General features: G+C 54.2%; 17 protein-coding genes, 1 tRNA gene and 1 pseudogene. 15 read left to right on the top strand and 4 right to left on the bottom strand.

The features are described from left to right. The first annotated feature begins 97 nt into the window (after positions 1-97). A complete protein-coding gene (gene plsY, locus OGY15_RS04830) occupies positions 98-715 on the top strand; it encodes a glycerol-3-phosphate 1-O-acyltransferase PlsY (protein ID WP_151217751.1) in 618 nt (205 codons plus the stop codon). A gap of 31 nt (positions 716-746) precedes the next feature. Here plsY and ttdR read toward each other — a convergent pair whose 3' ends face one another. After that, on the bottom strand, positions 747-1,688 hold the full coding sequence (gene ttdR, locus OGY15_RS04835; protein ID WP_210905387.1) for an L-tartrate utilization transcriptional activator TtdR: 942 nt from the start codon (positions 1,686-1,688) through the stop codon (positions 747-749). A 212-nt stretch (positions 1,689-1,900) separates the two neighbouring features. Here ttdR and ttdA point away from each other — a divergent pair, with 212 nt between their 5' ends. From ttdA to ureG, 10 genes are all read left to right on the top strand, one after another. Further along, entirely contained in the window at positions 1,901-2,809 is a 909-nt protein-coding gene (ttdA, locus tag OGY15_RS04840) for a L(+)-tartrate dehydratase subunit alpha (RefSeq protein WP_016150995.1), read from the top strand. Next, the gene (gene ttdB, locus OGY15_RS04845) at positions 2,806-3,411 is read left to right on the top strand and encodes a L(+)-tartrate dehydratase subunit beta (protein ID WP_187253270.1); all 606 of its coding nucleotides are present in this window, start codon (positions 2,806-2,808) and stop codon (positions 3,409-3,411) included. The genes ttdA and ttdB overlap by 4 nt, the downstream gene beginning before the upstream one ends. A gap of 48 nt (positions 3,412-3,459) precedes the next feature. Then, positions 3,460-4,923, top strand: coding sequence for an anion permease (locus OGY15_RS04850; RefSeq protein ID WP_151224372.1), 1,464 nt, complete (start codon positions 3,460-3,462; stop codon positions 4,921-4,923). Positions 4,924-5,046: 123 nt separating this feature from the next. After that, positions 5,047-5,871 carry an urease accessory protein UreD gene (locus OGY15_RS04855; protein ID WP_210905456.1) on the top strand — a complete coding sequence of 275 codons (825 nt, stop codon included), beginning with the start codon at positions 5,047-5,049 and terminating at the stop codon, positions 5,869-5,871. Between the two features lie 10 nt (positions 5,872-5,881). Further along, positions 5,882-6,184 (top strand): urease subunit gamma, encoded by a 303-nt coding sequence (locus tag OGY15_RS04860; protein WP_003024678.1) that lies wholly within the window; start codon positions 5,882-5,884, stop codon positions 6,182-6,184. Positions 6,185-6,193: 9 nt separating this feature from the next. After that, entirely contained in the window at positions 6,194-6,514 is a 321-nt protein-coding gene (locus tag OGY15_RS04865) for an urease subunit beta (RefSeq protein ID WP_210905389.1), read from the top strand. Next, positions 6,507-8,210: an urease subunit alpha gene (gene ureC / locus OGY15_RS04870; protein WP_286538565.1), complete on the top strand. Its 1,704-nt coding sequence runs from the start codon at positions 6,507-6,509 to the stop codon at positions 8,208-8,210. Before OGY15_RS04865 ends, ureC begins: the two co-directional genes overlap by 8 nt. A gap of 9 nt (positions 8,211-8,219) precedes the next feature. Next, positions 8,220-8,678, top strand: a complete 459-nt coding sequence (ureE, locus tag OGY15_RS04875) for an urease accessory protein UreE (RefSeq protein ID WP_187259029.1) — start codon at positions 8,220-8,222, stop codon at positions 8,676-8,678. Continuing rightward, entirely contained in the window at positions 8,678-9,349 is a 672-nt protein-coding gene (locus tag OGY15_RS04880; protein ID WP_187253275.1) for an urease accessory protein UreF, read from the top strand. Before ureE ends, OGY15_RS04880 begins: the two co-directional genes overlap by 1 nt. A gap of 9 nt (positions 9,350-9,358) precedes the next feature. Next, a complete protein-coding gene (gene ureG, locus OGY15_RS04885) occupies positions 9,359-9,976 on the top strand; it encodes an urease accessory protein UreG (RefSeq protein ID WP_115601438.1) in 618 nt (205 codons plus the stop codon). A 71-nt stretch (positions 9,977-10,047) separates the two neighbouring features. Here the strand turns inward: ureG and tsaD are convergent, their stop codons facing one another. Then, positions 10,048-11,061: a tRNA (adenosine(37)-N6)-threonylcarbamoyltransferase complex transferase subunit TsaD gene (tsaD, locus tag OGY15_RS04890; protein WP_286538572.1), complete on the bottom strand. Its 1,014-nt coding sequence runs from the start codon at positions 11,059-11,061 to the stop codon at positions 10,048-10,050. Between the two features lie 236 nt (positions 11,062-11,297). Between tsaD and rpsU the strand changes: the two genes are divergently transcribed. The 3 genes from rpsU to rpoD all read left to right on the top strand — a co-directional run bounded on the left by rpsU (position 11,298) and on the right by rpoD (position 15,484). Next, the gene (gene rpsU, locus OGY15_RS04895) at positions 11,298-11,513 is read left to right on the top strand and encodes a 30S ribosomal protein S21 (protein WP_001144069.1); all 216 of its coding nucleotides are present in this window, start codon (positions 11,298-11,300) and stop codon (positions 11,511-11,513) included. 234 nt (positions 11,514-11,747) lie between these two features. Beyond that, complete coding sequence (dnaG, locus tag OGY15_RS04900; protein ID WP_151217759.1) at positions 11,748-13,490, top strand: DNA primase; 1,743 nt, start codon at positions 11,748-11,750, stop codon at positions 13,488-13,490. Between the two features lie 149 nt (positions 13,491-13,639). Further along, a complete protein-coding gene (rpoD, locus tag OGY15_RS04905; protein ID WP_151217760.1) occupies positions 13,640-15,484 on the top strand; it encodes an RNA polymerase sigma factor RpoD in 1,845 nt (614 codons plus the stop codon). A 45-nt stretch (positions 15,485-15,529) separates the two neighbouring features. On the opposite strand, the gene mug is transcribed toward rpoD, so the two are convergent. Next, positions 15,530-16,036, bottom strand: a complete 507-nt coding sequence (mug, locus tag OGY15_RS04910) for a G/U mismatch-specific DNA glycosylase (RefSeq protein WP_187259032.1) — start codon at positions 16,034-16,036, stop codon at positions 15,530-15,532. A gap of 125 nt (positions 16,037-16,161) precedes the next feature. On the opposite strand from mug, the gene OGY15_RS04915 reads away from it, so the two are divergent. Continuing rightward, a tRNA-Ile gene (locus tag OGY15_RS04915) sits at positions 16,162-16,237 on the top strand. A 115-nt stretch (positions 16,238-16,352) separates the two neighbouring features. Here OGY15_RS04915 and OGY15_RS04920 read toward each other — a convergent pair. Then, positions 16,353-16,559, bottom strand: a pseudogene (locus OGY15_RS04920) (hypothetical protein); the annotation flags it as partial. Positions 16,560-16,884: the final 325 nt, after the last annotated feature.

Below are 16,884 nucleotides of genomic sequence, written 5' to 3' on the forward strand. Positions count from 1 at the left end.
CCTGCTTTTTGGCTAACCCGGATACCACTTCCGGCGAAATATGCGTATTATCCACAGAAGTAGCGTTTTACACGACATTTTCAAAACGGAACAGCTTATGAGTGCAATCGCGCCTGGAATGATTATCTTCGCGTACCTCTGTGGCTCAATTTCCAGTGCTATTCTGGTATGCCGCCTTGCTGGATTGCCGGACCCGCGGGACAGTGGTTCTGGGAATCCGGGCGCGACGAATGTATTGCGAATCGGTGGCAAGGGAGCCGCCGTCGCGGTGCTGATTTTCGACGTCCTGAAAGGTATGTTACCCGTCTGGGGTGCCTATGCGCTAGGCATCAGCCCCTTCTGGCTGGGATTGATCGCAATCGCCGCCTGTCTGGGACACATTTGGCCGGTATTCTTCGGTTTTAAAGGTGGGAAAGGCGTTGCCACCGCCTTTGGCGCAATTGCGCCGATTGGCTGGGATTTAACCGGCGTGATGGCCGGAACCTGGCTGCTAACCGTCCTGTTAAGCGGCTATTCGTCGTTAGGCGCTATTGTCAGCGCACTGATTGCCCCTTTTTACGTCTGGTGGTTCAATCCCCAATTCACTTTCCCGGTGTCCATGTTGTCGTGCTTAATTCTGCTTCGTCACCATGACAACATTCAGCGCCTGTGGCGTCGTCAGGAACCGAAGATCTGGACCAAGTTGAAGAAAAAACGCGAAAAAGACCCCGAGTGATTTTATTGTCGGATAGTGACGCGTCGGCGTCTTATCCGGCCTCGGGGATGTGATACCCTTCCACCGGCTTACCTAATCGACGCTGACACCACGTCGCCAGAAACTCCACGCACACGCGAAGCTTCACGCTGCGATACAGCGGCTCCTGATAAACCGCCCAGATATTGGCGCTTTGCGCATAGTCCGGCAGCACCCGCACCAGTTCCCCGCTAGCCAGAAATGGCTGCAGGTCCCATTCGGAACGCAACATAATCCCTTTTCCCTGCAGCGCCCACTGCAGCACAATCTCACCACTGTTAGAAGAAAGATGTCCCGCCACCTTAACCGACTTTTTCTCCTGACCGTTATCCAGTTCCCACACCCCGTGAGTCATATCCCGTTCTTTGGTGACCAGGCAATCATGTCGAATTAATTCTGGTAACGTCGTCGGCTCACCGTATTTCTGTAAATACGTCGGTGCCGCGCATAATATCCTTTTGTTTTTCGTTAACAAATGCGCAATATAATAATCAGGAATCTCATCATTGATGCGAATATCCAAATCGATATTATCCTGCGCCAAATCAATTTGCCGATCGTAAAGTTCGAAATGTACCTGTAATTCAGGATAGCTGTGCATCAATTCTGTAATTGCCGGTGCAATATAACTGCGCCCAAAACCAAAGCTACAGCCGATACGAATCATCCCTGCCGGACGCGTTTTGAGTTGCGTAACGTCATCGACCAAATGCTGATAGCTTGCGAGGATCGCCTGCGCGTGTTCATAGCAACGTTGACCACTCTCCGTTAGCGCCACGCCGCGTGCCGAGCGGCTTAGCAACGTAGCCCCTAGCGTAGACTCAAGGATCTGAATGCGCTTCGTCACAAACGCAGGCGTCTGGCCCAGCGTCGCGGCGGCGGCGCTAAAGCTGCCGCTATGAACAATTTCAACCAGCACCTGCAGGTCTTTCGCCAGGGGATACGTGTTCAGCATGATCGGTAATCCGTAATGTGATTAACCGCAGTGTAATTCTCTCATGCGTATTAAACCCTGCTCTGCCGCAATTTTTATTGCCTTATCTGGACATCATTCACGAACTGTTAATTGGATATTCACAGTGCCAAATAATATAAATCCACATTTTTAGTGTTAATTTGTGGCGGAGAGTTTATTTCCAGATAAATAAAAGAACTGGAGTTAATAAGATGAGCAATCAAAATAACCAACATGCGATAACTACGCTGACGAACATTGTCGCCGACTTTACCGCCATGATTTCTACCCGCATGCCTGACGACGTTGTGGATAAATTAAAGCAACTGCGTGAAGGCGAAACCTCGCCGATGGGTAAAATCATCTACCACACCATGTTTGACAACATGCAGAAGGCAATCGACCTGAATCGTCCAGCCTGCCAGGACACCGGTGAGATCATGTTTTTTGTGAAGGTTGGTTCCCGTTTTCCGCTCCTCGGCGAACTGCAAAGCATTCTGAAACAGGCCGTTGAAGACGCTACGGTAAAAGCGCCGCTGCGCCATAACGCGGTTGAGATTTTTGACGAAGTGAATACCGGAAAAAATACCGGTACGGGCGTGCCGTGGGTCACCTGGGACATCATCCCTGATAATGATGACGCGGAAATCGAAGTCTACATGGCAGGCGGCGGCTGTACGCTGCCAGGGCGCTCAAAAGTGTTAATGCCTTCTGAAGGCTATGAAGGCGTGGTGAAATTTGTCTTCGAAAATATCTCCACGCTGGCTGTTAACGCCTGTCCGCCGGTATTGGTAGGTGTGGGTATAGCCACCTCTGTAGAAACCGCTGCCGTGCTTTCTCGTAAAGCGGTGCTACGCCCTATCGGATCACGCCATCCAAACCCAAAAGCGGCTGAGCTGGAACTGCGTCTGGAAGAAGGGCTTAACCGTCTGGGCATTGGGCCGCAAGGGTTGACCGGGAATAGCTCGGTGATGGGCGTACATATCGAATCCGCCGCGCGCCACCCGTCGACTATCGGCGTTGCCGTCTCTACCGGCTGCTGGGCGCACCGTCGCGGCACGCTGTTGGTTCATGCCGACCTCTCCTTCGAAAACTTGTCTCACACCCGGAGCGCGTTATGAAAAAGATCCTCACAACCCCGATCAAAGCCGAAGATCTGGCAGACATTCGCGTTGGCGATGTCATTTACCTGAGCGGCACGCTGGTGACCTGCCGTGACGTTTGCCACCGCCGCCTGATCGAATTGAAGCGCCCGATTCCTTATGACCTGAACGGCAAAGCCATTTTCCATGCGGGCCCGATCGTCCGTAAGAACGGTGATAAATGGGAGATGGTCTCCGTTGGCCCAACTACCAGCATGCGTATGGAAGCGTTTGAGAAAGACTTTATCGAGCAGACGGGCGTCAAGCTGGTGGTCGGCAAGGGCGGCATGGGACCGCTGACGGAAGAAGGCTGTAAGCAGTTCAAAGCGCTGCACGTCATCTTCCCCGCAGGCTGTGCGGTCGTGGCGGCAACTCAGGTTGAAGAAATTGAAGAGGTACACTGGACCGAACTCGGCATGCCGGAATCTCTGTGGGTATGCCGGGTAAAAGAGTTTGGCCCGCTGATCGTTTCCATCGATACCCACGGCAATAACCTGATTGCCGAAAACAAAAAGCTGTTCGCTGAACGTCGCGATCCTATCGTCGATGAAATCTGCGAGCACGTGCACTACATCAAATAACCCTCCCGGAGGGGCGTAACGCCTCTCCCTCTTCGCAGGGGTACAACAATGGCACCTTTAGCTGGTTGGTGGCGATACCTGGCTCCGCTGGTGGTCATCGCCATTATTGCTGTTCTTCCCGTCCCCACCGGTCTTGAGAGTCATACATGGCTCTATTTTGCCGTCTTTACCGGTGTGATTGTCGGGCTTATTCTGGAACCTGTACCGGGCGCGGTAGTGGCGATGATTGGCATTTCGATCATCGCCGTCCTTTCACCGTGGCTGCTGTTCAGCCCGGAGCAACTCGCGCAGGACGGTTTTAAATTTACCGCCAAATCACTGTCGTGGGCGGTATCTGGCTTTTCAAACTCGGTTATCTGGCTGATCTTCGCGGCCTTTATGTTTGGTACCGGCTATGAGAAAACCGGACTCGGTCGGCGTATCGCGCTGATGCTGGTGAAAAAGATGGGGCACCGGACGCTGTTTCTCGGCTATGCGGTGATGTTCTCTGAGCTTATCCTCGCCCCCGTCACACCTTCCAACTCCGCACGCGGAGCCGGAATAATCTACCCGATTATCCGCAACCTGCCGCCGCTGTATAACTCACAGCCCAATAGTACCAGTTCACGCTCCATTGGCTCATACATCATGTGGATGGGCATTGTCGCCGACTGCGTCACCAGCGCCATTTTCTTAACGGCGATGGCACCGAACCTGCTGTTGATCGGCCTGATGAAAGGTGCGTCCCACACGGCGCTGAGCTGGGGCGACTGGTTCTTAGGCATGCTGCCGCTGAGCATTTTGCTGGTGTTGACCGTGCCGTGGTTGGCGTATGTGTTGTACCCACCGGTACTGAAATCCGGCGATCAGGTTCCACGCTGGGCGGATACAGAGCTAAAAGCGATGGGACCGCTCTGCGCTCGCGAGAAAAAGATGCTGGTGCTGATGGTCGGCGCGCTGGTACTGTGGATCTTCGGCGGCGATTTTATTGACGCCGCGATGGTCGGATACAGCGTAGTGGCCTTGATGCTGGTTTTGCGCATCATCAGTTGGGATGACATCGTCAGTAATAAAGCCGCGTGGAACGTCTTTTTCTGGCTGGCCTCGCTGATCACGCTCGCCACCGGACTGAACAACACCGGCTTTATCTCCTGGTTTGGCAAACTGCTGGCGGGAGGACTGAGCGGCTATTCGCCGATGATGGTGATGGTGGCGCTCATCGTGGTGTTCTACCTGCTACGCTACTTCTTTGCCAGCGCCACGGCGTATACCTCTGCCCTGGCGCCAATGATGATTGCCGCCGCGCTGGCGATGCCGGAAATCCCATTACCGGTCTTCTGCCTGATGGTTGGTGCCGCCATTGGTCTGGGCAGCATTCTGACCCCTTACGCCACCGGTCCTAGCCCTATCTACTACGGCAGCGGCTATTTGCCGACGGTGGATTACTGGCGGCTCGGCGCTATTTTTGGCCTGATTTTTCTCGTTCTGCTGGTGATCACCGGTCTGGTCTGGATGCCCCTCGTTTTACTGTAAAACCCTGGTGGGGCGGCGTATTGTCGCCCCTTAATCCATAAGCTTCTCATATGATCGATTTCCCGATGCGCTGAGGCATACTTTTTTGTATGCAAACACCCTCATGCTGATAAGAGAAACGCTCTGGACACGGTTGCGCACGAGACACTCACAAGGGGCTGGCAGGCCGAACTGGATCTGCATTTTACCCGCACTGGGCACAAAACGGTGCTCGCCTCGGCGCGTCATCATGGTCCATTGACGGTTCAGCGTCCGTTTTACCCGGAAGAGGACGTCTGTCACCTCTATTTGCTTCATCCACCGGCGGGGATCGTTGGCGGAGATGAGCTTCATATTGCCGTCACACTCGACGAAAACAGCCATGCGTTAATCACCCAGCCCGGCGCGGGCAAGTTTTATCGCAGTCGTGGGCCACAAGCGTTGCTGCACCAGCATTTCACGCTCGCTTCGAATGCCACGCTGGAGTGGCTGCCGCAGGATACGATCCTCTTTCCCGGCGCCAACGCTGTTATTCAGTCCGTCTTTCACATCGCATCAGAGAGTCGCTTGCTGGCCTGGGATCTACTGTGTCTCGGGCGACCGGTTATGCAAGAAATCTTCAGCCACGGCGTGCTGCAAAACCGTCTGGAAGTGTGGCGGGATGGCCAGCCGCTGCTGATAGAACGCTTGCAGTTGCAGGAGGGAGACCTGAGTGGCGTTGCGCATCATCCCTGGGTCGGCACGTTGCTGTGTTATCCGGCCAGCGAACACATGCTGGAGGGCACGCGCGAACGGCTTACATCACTTGGCGATTACGCCGGAGCAACGCTTAATGACTCGCTGCTGACAATCCGCTTTCTTGCCGACGACAACCTGATTGTACAGCGCGTTATGCGTGACATCTGGCAATTCCTGCGCCCGCTGCTGACACATAAAACGCCTGTACTACCGCGAATCTGGCAAACCTAAGAGAACCCTTATGGAACTGACTCCCAGAGAAAAAGATAAGTTGTTGCTGTTTACCGCCGCACTGGTAGCGGAACGTCGTCTGGCCCGAGGGCTGAAGCTGAACTACCCGGAATCGGTGGCGCTGATTAGCGCTTTCATCATGGAAGGCGCGCGCGACGGGCAAACCGTGGCCGCACTGATGGAAGACGGACGTCACGTGCTGCGTCGCGATCAGGTGATGGAAGGCGTACCGGAAATGATCCCGGATATTCAGGTTGAAGCCACGTTTCCGGACGGCTCGAAGCTGGTCACCGTCCACAACCCGATCGTCTAAGGAGCGGTAATGATCCCAGGTGAATATCAAATCGCAAAAGGCAATATCGCGCTCAACCAAGGGCGGGAGACCTGCACGATCGTGGTGGAAAATCATGGCGACAGACCCATCCAGGTGGGATCGCACTATCACTTTTCTGAAGTGAACCCGGCACTGCGCTTTGACAGGCTGGCCGCACGCGGCTTTCGTCTGAACATTGCGGCGGGCACGGCGGTACGTTTTGAGCCGGGACAAAAACGCGAAGTCGAACTGGTGCGCGTCGCTGGCGCACAAAGGATCGTCGGGTTTCGCAGCGAAGTGATGGGCGCGCTGGAGGCAGATAATGAGTGAAATTTCCCGGCAGGCGTACGCCGACATGTTTGGCCCAACCACCGGCGATAAGGTGCGACTGGCGGATACTGACCTGTGGATCGAGGTGGAAAAAGACTTCACCACCTACGGCGAAGAGGTCAAATTCGGCGGCGGCAAAGTGATCCGCGACGGTATGGGTCAGGGACAAATGTGCGCGCAAGCGTGTGTGGATCTGGTAATAACCAACGCGTTGATCGTCGATCACTGGGGGATCGTGAAAGCGGATATCGGCATCAAAGCTGGCAGGATCTTCGCCATCGGCAAAGCGGGCAACCCTGATATTCAGCCCAACGTCACGATCCCGATAGGTGTGGGAACTGAAGTCATCGCCGGGGAGGGTAAGATCGTCACCGCGGGCGGCGTGGATACGCATATTCACTGGATCTGCCCGCAGCAGGCGCAAGAAGCGCTGGTTTCCGGCGTGACGACGATGGTAGGCGGCGGCACCGGACCGGCCGCCGGAACTCACGCCACCACCTGTACGCCGGGTCCGTGGTACATCGCGCGCATGCTGCAGGCGGCAGACGCGTTGCCGGTTAATATTGGTTTGCTGGGCAAGGGTAACGGCTCAAACCCTGACGCCCTGCGCGAGCAAATCACGGCCGGTGCCATTGGCCTGAAGATCCATGAAGACTGGGGCGCCACGCCCGCCGCCATCGACTGCGCGCTGACCGTGGCCGACGAAATGGACATCCAGGTAGCGTTGCACAGCGACACGCTCAATGAGTCCGGTTTCGTGGAAGATACGCTGGCGGCGATTGGCGATCGTACCATTCATACCTTCCATACCGAAGGCGCGGGCGGCGGTCATGCGCCGGATATCATCACCGCCTGCGCACATCCGAATATTTTGCCCTCCTCCACCAACCCGACGCTGCCTTATACCGTCAACACCATCGACGAGCATCTCGACATGCTGATGGTTTGCCACCATCTCGATCCAGATATCGCCGAAGACGTGGCCTTTGCCGAATCACGCATTCGCCGGGAAACGATCGCTGCCGAAGATGTGCTGCATGACATTGGCGCGTTTTCCCTGACCTCGTCCGATTCACAGGCAATGGGGCGCGTGGGCGAAGTGATCCTGCGCACCTGGCAGGTGGCACACCGTATGAAGGCGCAGCGTGGCCCACTGGCTGAAGAAACCGGCGACAACGACAACCTGCGCGTTAAACGCTACGTCGCCAAATACACCATCAATCCGGCGCTAACCCACGGTATCGCCCATGAAGTCGGCTCCGTTGAACCTGGCAAACTGGCTGATCTGGTGCTGTGGTCACCGGCATTCTTTGGCGTAAAACCGGCGACGATCGTTAAAGGCGGGATGATCGCCTGTGCGCCGATGGGCGACATCAATGCCTCGATTCCCACCCCGCAGCCGGTGCATTACCGCATGATGTTTGGCGCACTTGGTGCAGCGCGGCATCACACCCGGTTGACCTTTATTTCGCAGGCCGCTGACGCGCAAAACATCCCGCAGCATCTCAACCTGCAAAGCGCCATCGCCGTCGTCAAAGGGTGCAGAACGGTGAAAAAGGCCGACATGATCCACAACGACCTGCAACCCAATATCACTGTCGATGCTCAGACCTACGAGGTGCGTATTGATGGCGAACTGATTACCAGCGAACCGGCAAACGTTTTGCCGATGGCGCAACGCTATTTTCTGTTTTGAGGAGTGACGATGATCTACCTGACCCAACGCCTTGACCACGCCCACCGCGTCACCGCAAGCGTCACGCTACCCATTGATATGCGCGTAAAAAGTCGCGCCAGAGTAGCGCTGAACGACGGTCGCGAAGCCGGGCTGATGCTACCGCGCGGTTTGCTGTTACGCGGTGGCGACCTGCTGGCCACCGAAGATGGCAGCGAGGTGATCGAAGTGATCGCCGCGCCGGAGTCGGTTTCCGTGGTGCACTGCGTCGATCCTTTCCTGCTCGCCAAAGCCTGTTATCACCTCGGCAATCGCCACGTTCCGCTGCAAATTCTGCCCGATGAGCTGCGCTACCACCACGATCACGTGCTGGACGCCATGCTGCGCCAGTTCAACCTCGAGGTGACGTTCGCTCAGCTACCGTTTGAACCGGAAGCAGGCGCTTATGCCAGTGAATCCCACGGGCATCATCACGGGCATGCACACTGATGCATAACACCCAACAGCTACGTCTGATGCAGCTCGCCAGCAGCGCGCTCCCGGTGGGGTCGTTTACCTGGTCCCAGGGCCTGGAATGGGCGGTGGAAATCGGCTGGGTGAAAAGCGTCGATGACTTCTCTGACTGGCAAATTCAGCAGATGGAGCAGAACTTTTTTACCGTCGACCTACCGCTGCTGGCGAGGCTGTATCGCGCCTGCGAGCAGGGCGATCTCACCGCAGCGCGCCGCTGGACCGCTTACCTGTTGGCCTGCCGGGAAACCCGCGAACTGCGGGATGAAGAACGCTGTCGGGGCGCAGCGTTTACGCGACTGGTCACCGATTGGGAAGCAGATTGCTCGCGGGAGTGGCGAACGCTCTTTGTCGACAGCCAGCTTTGCGGCATGGCCTGGCTGGGTGTGCGCTGGAAAATCCCCCTGACCGAACTGGCGTTAAGCCTCGGCTACAGCTGGATTGAGAGCGCAGTGATGGCTGGCGTCAAACTGGTTCCCTTTGGTCAACAGGCAGCCCAGCGTTTGATTATTGCGCTATGCGATCGCTATGCGCAGGGCCTGGCACAGGCGCTGGCGTGTCCTGATGCCAGTCTCGGCTCCGCAACGCCGCTGGCTGCAATCGCATCTGCCCGGCATGAAACGCAATATTCCCGATTATTCCGCTCCTGAGGAGAAAAAATGAGTAACAGCAAGCATCCCCTGCGCGTGGGCGTTGGCGGCCCGGTCGGTTCGGGCAAAACGGCGCTGCTGGAAGCGTTATGTAAAGCCATGCGCAGCAGCTATCAACTGGCAGTAGTCACCAACGATATCTACACCAAAGAAGATCAGCGCATTCTCACCGAAGCGGGCGCACTGGAGCCAGACAGGATCGTCGGTGTGGAAACCGGCGGCTGCCCGCATACCGCTATCCGCGAAGATGCATCGATGAATCTGGCTGCCGTAGAGGCATTAAGCGAGAAATTCGGCAATCTGGATCTGATTTTTGTAGAAAGCGGCGGCGATAACCTGAGCGCCACCTTCAGTCCGGAATTAGCAGATCTGACGATCTATGTGATCGACGTTGCCGAAGGCGAGAAGATCCCACGCAAAGGTGGTCCGGGGATCACTAAATCCGATTTTCTGGTGATCAATAAAACCGATTTGGCCCCATACGTCGGTGCCTCGCTGGAGGTGATGGAACGCGATACCTTGCGTATGCGCGGCGAGCGTCCGTGGACGTTCAGTAATTTAAAATCCGGAGAGGGTCTGGAAAAAATTATCGCGTTTCTTGAAGAGAAAGGGATGCTGCGGATGTAGTGCAGTTTATCACCGGGGGGCAGCCCACGGTTTTGTCTGCCCGGTAAGCGAAGCCGCCACCGGGCAAAAAATCACGCCGCCGGTAATTCCGCCAGCGGCCAGCGTGGACGCAGGGTCACGCCAAGATCTGCCGTTGCGCCCGCTTTAAAACGCACCATGCCCGCGTAGGCGATCATCGCCCCGTTATCAGTACAAAATTCCGGACGCGCGTAAAATACTTCACCACGACGTTTTTGCATCATCTCGGCCAATTTTGCGCGTAGCGTACGGTTTGCGCTCACGCCCCCTGCCATCACCAGACGTTTAAAACCGGTTTGATCCAGCGCGCGTTTGCACTTGATCATCAGCGTATCAACTACCGCATCTTCAAACGCACGAGCGATATCTGCGCGCGTCTGATCGTCATTTTCGTTATTACGAATGGTATTCGCGGCAAAGGTTTTCAGGCCGGAGAAGCTGAAATCCAGCCCCGGACGGTCGGTCATCGGGCGCGGAAAGACAAAACGTTTTTCAACGCCTTGCGAGGCAAGCTTTGACAGCATTGGGCCGCCTGGATAATCCAGCCCCAGTAGCTTGGCCGTTTTATCGAACGCTTCGCCAGCGGCATCATCAATTGATTCGCCCAGCAATTCATACTGACCGATACCGGTGACGCTAATCAGTTGCGTGTGCCCGCCGGAAACCAGCAGTGCGACGAACGGAAAAGCAGGAGGATTATCTTCCAGCATCGGTGCCAGCAGATGCCCTTCCATATGATGTACAGGAATTGCCGGCACGCCCCAGGCGAACGCCAGGGAGCGTCCTACGGTAGCGCCGACCAACAGCGCGCCAACCAGACCAGGACCTGCGGTATACGCCACCGCATCAATCTCTTTTGCCGTCAGTCCCGCCTCTTTCAGCGCGGCCTGGATCAGTGGTACGGTTTTACGTACGTGATCGCGCGAGGCCAGTTCTGGCACTACGCCGCCGTAGTCAGCGTGTAATTTCACCTGACTATACAATTGGTTGGCTAAAAGACCTTTTTCATCGTCGTAAATGGCGATGCCGGTTTCATCGCAGGATGTTTCAATACCCAGTACACGCATGACTTGTTTTACCTCGCTTTATTACCGCGCAGTGTAGGACCAATGCGGGTTGATGTAAAACTTTGTTCGCCCCAGGTGTTTCGCTCGTGTATACTCCTTGTCCTTATAAAAGTCCCTTTCAAAATCGCGTCGGTGCTTTACAAAGCAGCAGCAATTGCAGTAAAATTCCGCACCATTTTGAAATAAGCTGGCGTTGATGCCAGCGGCAAACCGAATTTATTAAAGGTGAGAGTTACATGCCGGTAATTAAAGTACGTGAAAACGAGCCGTTCGACGTAGCACTGCGTCGCTTCAAGCGTTCATGCGAAAAAGCAGGTGTTCTGGCGGAAGTTCGTCGTCGTGAGTTCTATGAAAAACCGACTACCGAACGTAAGCGCGCTAAAGCTTCTGCTGTGAAACGTCACGCGAAGAAACTGGCTCGCGAAAACGCACGCCGTACTCGTCTGTACTAATCTATTGAGAGCCAAAGCTCTCAATTCAGACTGAGTTGTAGTTGTAAGGCCGTGCTTCCGGAAGGAATGCGCGGCTTGTTTTCGTTTATACATCAGCAATTACACAAAATCATTCACACTGTATCAAGGCGGCAAGCGAGTGAATCCCCGGAGCTTACTTAAGTAAGTGACAGGGGTGAGCGAGTGCAGTCAACGCAGAGACAGTTTGAAGGATGAAGTGTAATAACGGGGCATATGGCTGGACGAATCCCACGTGTATTTATCAATGACCTGCTGGCAAGAACCGACATCGTCGATCTCATCGACGCGCGGGTAAAGCTGAAAAAGCAGGGCAAAAATTATCACGCGTGCTGTCCGTTCCATAACGAAAAAACCCCCTCTTTCACTGTAAACGGTGAAAAACAGTTTTATCACTGCTTTGGGTGTGGCGCGCATGGCAACGCCGTCGACTTTCTCATGAACTATGACAAGCTCGAGTTTGTGGAAACCGTCGAAGAACTGGCCGCAATGCACAACCTTGAAGTGCCTTATGAAGCCGGAACAGGTCTTAGCCAGATAGAGCGTCACCAGCGTCAGAATCTCTATCAGCTAATGGAAGGGTTAAATGATTTTTATCAGCAATCCTTCGCCCAACCCATCGCCGAGCCAGCACGCCAGTATCTGGAGCAACGCGGTCTGAGTGCCGAGATTGTCCAGCAGTTTGCTATTGGTTTTGCGCCGCCGGGATGGGATAACGCCTTAAAACGTTTCGGCGGAAATGTCGACAACAGGAAGCTGCTGCTCGATGCCGGAATGCTGGTCAATAACGACCAGGGAAGAACCTACGACCGTTTCCGCAATCGCGTGATGTTCCCGATTCGCGATAAACGAGGCCGGGTGATTGGTTTTGGTGGCCGCGTACTCGGTAACGATACGCCAAAATACCTCAACTCCCCGGAAACCGATATTTTCCATAAAGGCCGTCAGTTGTATGGCCTTTATGAAGCCCAGCAGCACAACGCTGAACCACCGCGTCTGCTGGTTGTCGAAGGGTATATGGATGTTGTCGCGCTGGCGCAATACGGTATCAACTACGCCGTCGCCTCGCTGGGTACGTCGACCACGGCGGACCACATTCATATGTTATTCCGTGCGACAAACAACGTGATTTGCTGTTACGACGGTGACCGCGCCGGCCGCGACGCCGCATGGCGTGCGCTGGAAACCGCGATGCCGTACATGACCGACGGTCGTCAGCTACGCTTTATGTTCCTGCCCGAAGGTGAAGATCCGGACACGCTGGTACGTAAAGAGGGTAAAGAGGCCTTTGAAGCACGGATGGAGCACGCACAACCGCTCTCCGTCTTCTTATTTAACAGTCTCTTACCGCAGGTTGATCTCAGTTCACCGGACGGCAGCACGCAGCTCGCCGCGCTGGCCCTGCCGCTGATAAGCCAGGTGCCAGGTGACGCGCACCGGATTCAGCTGCGCCAGACGCTGGGACTGAAGCTGGGCATCTTTGACGATGCGGCGCTTGATCGTTTAATGCCAAAACAGGCAGAAAGTGGCGTGGTACGCCCGCCTCAGCAGATAAAACAGACGCCTATGCGTATACTTATAGGACTACTGGTGCAAAACCCAAATCTGGCACCACTTGTACCACCTATGCATGGGCTGGCTCAGGCAAAGCTACCGGGGCTCAACCTGTTCAGCGAACTGGTCAACCTGTGTGTGGCGCAACCCGGCCTGACAACGGGTCAACTGTTAGAGAATTATCGCGGAGCAAGTGAATACGCAACACTTGAAAAACTCTCAACCTGGAACGATATAAAGGATGAGAATGTTGAAAAAATGTTCACCGACACGCTAAACCGAATTTTTGATTCAATGCTTGAACAGCGACAGGAAGAGTTGATAGCTCGCGATCGCACGCACGGTTTGAGCAGTGAAGAGCGCAGGGAGTTCTGGGAAATCAGACAGGCCCTGGAAAAAAAATGAATTTAACGGCTTAACTGCCGAATACCTATCGGGAAGCCCCCGACAGCCGCACGGAGAGGCAGCGGCAAAATATAAGTATGCCCTCGTTTTGCCGTTGGCGGTTTTACCGCCTAACACCAATCAAACGAATTAAGTGTGGATACCGTCTTATGGAGCAAAACCCGCAGTCACAGCTGAAGCTTCTTGTCCAACGTGGTAAGGAGCAAGGCTATCTGACCTATGCCGAGGTCAATGACCATCTGCCGGAAGATATCGTCGATTCAGATCAAATCGAAGACATCATCCAAATGATCAATGACATGGGTATTCAGGTGATGGAAGAAGCACCTGATGCCGATGATCTGCTGCTTGCTGAAACCTCCAACAGCACCGATGAAGACGCTGAAGAAGCGGCTGCCCAGGTTCTGTCCAGCGTTGAGTCTGAAATAGGTCGTACAACGGACCCGGTCCGTATGTACATGCGTGAAATGGGTACCGTTGAACTGTTAACCCGTGAAGGCGAAATCGACATCGCTAAACGCATCGAAGACGGGATTAACCAGGTTCAATGCTCTGTTGCCGAATACCCGGAAGCCATCACCTACCTGCTTGAGCAATACGATCGCGTAGAAGCTGAAGAAGCACGTCTTTCCGATCTGATCACCGGCTTTGTCGATCCGAACGCGGAAGAAGACATGGCGCCAACGGCGACACACGTCGGTTCTGAACTCTCTCAGGAAGAGATGGACGACGATGAAGACGAAGATGAAGAAGAGGACGACGACAGCAGCGATGATGACAACAGCATCGACCCTGAATTAGCGCGTGAGAAATTCGGTGAACTGCGTACTCAGTACGAAATCACTCGCGACACTATCAAAGCGAAAGGCCGCAGCCATGCAGCCGCGCAGGAAGAAATTCAGAAGCTGTCTGAAGTGTTCAAACAGTTCCGCCTGGTGCCGAAGCAGTTCGACTACCTGGTAAACAGCATGCGCGTCATGATGGACCGCGTGCGTACTCAGGAACGTCTGATCATGAAGCTCTGCGTTGAGCAGTGCAAAATGCCGAAGAAAAACTTCATCACTCTGTTCACTGGCAATGAAACCAGCGAAACCTGGTTCAACGCAGCAATCGCGATGAACAAGCCGTGGTCTGAAAAACTGCACGATGTGGCAGATGACGTTCAGCGCGGCCTGCAGAAACTGCAGCAGATTGAAGAAGAAACTGGCCTGACCATCGAGCAGGTTAAAGATATCAACCGTCGTATGTCCATCGGTGAAGCGAAAGCCCGCCGTGCGAAAAAAGAGATGGTTGAAGCGAACTTACGTCTGGTTATCTCTATCGCCAAGAAATACACCAACCGTGGTCTGCAGTTCCTGGATCTGATTCAGGAAGGCAACATCGGTCTGATGAAAGCGGTTGATAAGTTTGAATACCGTCGTGGTTATAAGTTCTCCACCTATGCAACCTGGTGGATCCGTCAGGCGATCACCCGTTCTATCGCGGATCAGGCGCGTACCATTCGTATCCCGGTGCATATGATTGAGACCATTAACAAGCTCAACCGTATTTCCCGTCAGATGCTGCAAGAGATGGGCCGCGAGCCGACGCCGGAAGAGCTGGCTGAACGCATGCTGATGCCGGAAGACAAGATCCGTAAAGTGCTGAAGATCGCTAAAGAGCCTATCTCCATGGAAACGCCGATCGGCGATGATGAAGATTCGCATCTGGGTGATTTCATCGAGGATACCACCCTCGAGCTGCCGCTGGACTCTGCGACTACCGAGAGCCTGCGTGCCGCAACGCACGACGTTCTGGCTGGCCTGACCGCTCGTGAAGCGAAAGTTCTGCGTATGCGTTTTGGTATCGATATGAACACCGACCACACGCTGGAAGAAGTCGGTAAACAGTTCGACGTTACCCGCGAACGTATCCGTCAGATCGAAGCGAAAGCGCTGCGTAAACTGCGCCACCCGAGCCGCTCTGAAGTACTGCGTAGCTTCCTCGACGATTAATCTCGCCGCTTAAGCATAAACGCCACCGCAAGGTGGCGTTTTTCTTTATAGTCCCCGCCTGAGCAGGGCGTCGTTCACTTCCCGATACGCTTCCACCAGTTTATCCAGCGTGATCCGGCTTAAACCGCTGGGATTCGGCAATACCCATATTTGCGTCGCGCCAATGGTCAACGTCTGTTTCCCCCACTGTGCCCCACGCTGGCTAAGGCCCTGCTCAAATGCCTGCTTACCGAGGATTGCGAGTGCGGCGGGCTGATACTCTTCTATTTTCTCAATGAGCAGACGACCGCCATTGCGCATCTCCAGGAGCTTCACTTCATTGGCTTGTACCGTCGGCCTGTCGACAAATTTCGTCACGCCGCAGCGGAAGTCCAGCAGGTGTTGCGCCTCTTCGGGCTTAAGCTGACGATCGGTAAATCCCGCCTGATGAATGACTTTCCAGAAGCGATTCGCGGGATGCGCAAAGGGAAATCCTGTACCCGCAGAAGAGAGCCCCGGATTGATGCCACAAAATACCACCCGCAGCCCCGGTGCCAGTATGTCCTTAACCATAATTACTCCGAACAATACATCAGAGGAACAAGTATAACGGACTGAAAATACATTGTTTATAAAAACAGCATCCGTACGCTTATGTCTGGATTGCAACGCGGAGTTACTTTATAATCCATCGCCACGGCCCCTTAGCTCAGTGGTTAGAGCAGGCGACTCATAATCGCTTGGTCGCTGGTTCAAGTCCAGCAGGGGCCACCAAATATCAAGGACTTAGATAAGTGATTATCTAAGTCCTTTTTCTTTGGGTCGAATTTTGGTCAGGTAATGAATTAGCGTCCCTGCCGTCTTCATCTCTCTGCAACATCCCCAGATATTAATGTAAGCCATTAATTCCGGTCGCAATATTACAATGCAGCGTATCGCGACTTCGTCGCAGCAAGCCCGTTGCTTGTCGTGCCCACAGGATATCGACCGTGCGAAGATAAGGTGATTGCTCCTGCCAACCAGACCCTCTGTGAGCGAAACGAACCAGTTAGTACTTATCGGCCTGGGTAATCCCGGCATCAATATGTGAACTAACTCCGTCCCGCCAGGCGATTCTGGCCATTCGCCACGTCAACAAATGCATGCAGATTAGCGTTAACCTCTGTCACAACAGTATGATATACAAAAACGATGATCTCGTTTATTGCTCTCACCTGCGACAGGTGTACAGAAATACCCAACAACAGGGAACGTATTCTTTTCAACGATGCAGCAAAAAAGACCGACGCATAAATATCATCATTTTCACTACTCCCATCAGACGGAACTTTACTGGATATAACCCCTGTCATAAATGGTAATATATTTCCCCCATAGCGAAAAAAACATAATTATCAACAATAATATCTAACCTCAAAAAA

It is taken from the genome of Citrobacter sp. Cu231 (assembly GCF_030332265.1).
Lineage (GTDB): Bacteria > Pseudomonadota > Gammaproteobacteria > Enterobacterales > Enterobacteriaceae > Citrobacter > Citrobacter meridianamericanus.